At 64.8% G+C, this 976-nt stretch carries 2 protein-coding genes; both read left to right on the top strand.

Annotated elements, in window-relative coordinates; translation table 11 throughout:
- Positions 1–454, top strand: a 454-nt coding sequence (locus tag EOA60_RS34725) for a YqaA family protein (protein ID WP_164899856.1), incomplete at its 5' end; no start/stop codon positions are given.
- Between the two features lie 127 nt (positions 455–581).
- The coding region (locus tag EOA60_RS34720; RefSeq protein ID WP_164899855.1) for a disulfide bond formation protein B at positions 582–976 on the top strand (395 nt) is incomplete at its 3' end.

The following is a 976-nucleotide window of genomic DNA, read 5'->3' as shown; positions in this document are numbered from 1 at the left end:
GTCCAAGCCGGAGCGCGCCTATCGCTACGCGCTGGTAGCAACGGTGGCCTCGGTGCTCGGCGGCGTCGCCGGCTGGTTCATCGGCCACTACGCCTACGAGGCGGTCGCCAAGCCGATTCTGGAATTCTACGGCAAGTATGACGAGTTCGAGCAGCTGCGCACCTCATCCGGCGTCGGCTTCATCGTCCTGATGCTGATCACCTCGGGCGCGGCGCATTTGCCGCCGATCAAGGTCGTGACGATTCTGTCGGGCGTCATCGGCGTCAACCTCCTGCTGTTCATCGGGCTGGCGATCGTTGCGCGCGGCGCCCGTTTTCTGCTGCTTGCCTGGCTGCTGCGCCGCTACGGCGAGTCGATCAGGGAGTTCATCGAGAAACGGCTGGGCATGATCGTCAGCGCCGGCGCCGCTGCCCTTATTTTGCTCTATATCGCGGTCAGATACGCCCACGGATAATGCATGTCGCCCAAAAGTGCGCAGCGGTTTTGGGAGAACGACATGCATCGAAACAAGACTCAAGCGCGGCGCCTGAATTCATTTCTGCGCGGCGCGCTTTAGGTGCCAAGCGAACGGATCACGACGGATGACAGCGACCATGACCGCCGACACTGGACGCCAGCGGACGCGTGCCGCGCTGTTCCTGGCCGTCGCCATGGGAGCGACCGTCGGCTCGGCGCTCGCCTTCCAGTATATTGGCGGCTACATCCCCTGCCATCTCTGCCTGGAACAGCGCACGCCCTATTACATCGGCGCGCCGCTGATGCTGGTCGCGGCCGCTGCCTCGATGATGCGCGCGCCGGCCTGGCTGACGCGCAGCCTGCTGGGGATCGGTGGCCTCTTGATGCTGTATGGCCTCTATCTCGGCGTCTACCATTCCGGCGTCGAATGGGCGTGGTGGCCTGGTCCCGCCGACTGCACGGCTGGCGCCGGTCCGGTCGACACCGGCGGCAAGGGCGTGCTCGATGCGCTGGACAAGTT

The sequence above is a fragment of the Mesorhizobium sp. M1A.F.Ca.IN.020.06.1.1 genome (genome assembly GCF_004023265.1).
GTDB lineage: Bacteria > Pseudomonadota > Alphaproteobacteria > Rhizobiales > Rhizobiaceae > Mesorhizobium.
Note: the sequence above shows the minus strand (reverse complement) of the source record. Positions and strands in the feature narration are given on the sequence as shown.